The organism is Mucilaginibacter sp. NFR10 (genome assembly GCF_900100445.1).
GTDB classification, from domain to species: domain Bacteria; phylum Bacteroidota; class Bacteroidia; order Sphingobacteriales; family Sphingobacteriaceae; genus Mucilaginibacter; species Mucilaginibacter rubeus.
On the sequence record NZ_FMTV01000026.1, the window covers coordinates 1 to 1413 of the forward strand.

The window sequence follows — 1413 nt, forward strand, 5'->3', positions numbered from 1 at the left end:
TGGTCTTGTCCGGATTTTGGTTTACAGTTTTTGGAGGGTTAAAGTATTATTTGTTGTACTAAGTTAATAATTGTTTTTAAAGTAATTATTGATTTACTGTGCGGGCGACGGTGCTTTCTTTCTTCTATTCTTCCAGTGCTTCATAAGCGGTTCTGTACTCTGATGGGCGTATGCCGGTGTCAGGTTACTGCAACTCATATGCGGCCTAACGTTGTTATAAGCCTCTACAGCACTCTTAACAGCTAATAGCGCTTCTGGCCGTGATTTGAATATCCGGCTTAACTGAAATTCGGTTTTAAGAATACCATTTATTCTTTCAGCGATAGGATTCTCATATGCTTCACCGTGCTGGGTCATGCTTATGGCTATACTCTCCTTATTAAGCATCTTAATATAATCATAACTACAGTATTGAACACCTCTGTCTGAATGATGCATTAAAGGCAACTTTGTACTTCTGTTCCTTATAGCCATATTTAAAGCATTAATAGGCCCTTCGTTAGTCAGATAAGGATGTAAGCAATATCCCATGATCTTTTTGGAATAAGCATCGGTAATCAGACTCAGGTAGTTGAAGTCATAGGTTATGCAAATGTAAGTTATATCGGCCACCCAGAGCTGTTCAGGCCGCACTACTTCTATTCCTTTTGCCAGATCCGAATACTTCCAAAACATATGATTTGAATAAGTAGTGCGAGGCCCTCTAACTTTTCTTGAAACCAATAACCCATGATCTCTTAATAAACTATTCAGTTTATCTCTTCCCATTGAGATATTGTTGGTTCGTAAAGGCTGGTAAATACACTTATAAAGCTTATGAAGCCCTAATCCGGGTAGTTCGCGCCTAACCTGGGCAACTAACTCCAAAACGATTAGTTCCACCTGTTCAGCTTCGCTTAAATGCCATTGCTTTTTATAAAATGCCTGTCGGGATTTACCAAACAGCTTACAAAGCGGCCCTACTCCCATCCTTGTAATATGCTTTTCTTTGATCAGCATCACTGTTTGGTGCCACGCTTTTTTCGTACTGGCACTTTCAACTCTTTTTCAGCGTAATCGATCATTGCATTCAATCCATAGATCATTACATTAGCCTTTTCTAAAGACTTCTCTAATTGCTTTATACGCTGTTTAAGGGCCTTAGGATCATTTTTATCTTTAGCATCCATGACAGCTAAAGTTACGGCTCCTTTTTCCAATTTTTTCTTGTAAAGGTTAACCCAGTTATTAAGCATCTGGACATTGGGCAATCTGTAACTTTTGGCGACTTCTTTAGCTGATCGGTTGCGATACATCACCATCAGTACCAGCTTCTCCTTAAAAGTCTCTGTAAAGGAGAAGCGTGACAACATTGTTTCTTTCATCTGGAATAAGTTTATTCCAAAACTGTAAACCTATAGCCGTATGAGACCG

The 1413-nt window shown here is 39.1% G+C and carries 2 protein-coding genes; both read right to left on the reverse strand.

Features of this window, described 5'->3' with window-relative positions:
* Positions 1–93: 93 nt before the first annotated feature.
* Positions 94–999 (reverse strand): IS3 family transposase, encoded by a 906-nt coding sequence (locus tag BLP33_RS27105; RefSeq protein WP_139160093.1) that lies wholly within the window; start codon positions 997–999, stop codon positions 94–96.
* Positions 999–1364 carry a transposase gene (locus BLP33_RS27110; protein WP_090535054.1) on the reverse strand — a complete coding sequence of 122 codons (366 nt, stop codon included), beginning with the start codon at positions 1362–1364 and terminating at the stop codon, positions 999–1001. The genes BLP33_RS27105 and BLP33_RS27110 overlap by 1 nt, the downstream gene beginning before the upstream one ends.
* Positions 1365–1413: the final 49 nt, after the last annotated feature.

What these genes read in the sequence shown, in the direction of transcription:
- BLP33_RS27105 (WP_139160093.1), bottom strand. Translation starts at nt 999, where the DNA reads ATGCTGATCAAAGAAAAGCATATTACAAGGATGGGAGTAGGGCCGCTT.
- BLP33_RS27110 (WP_090535054.1), bottom strand. Translation starts at nt 1,364, where the DNA reads ATGAAAGAAACAATGTTGTCACGCTTCTCCTTTACAGAGACTTTTAAG.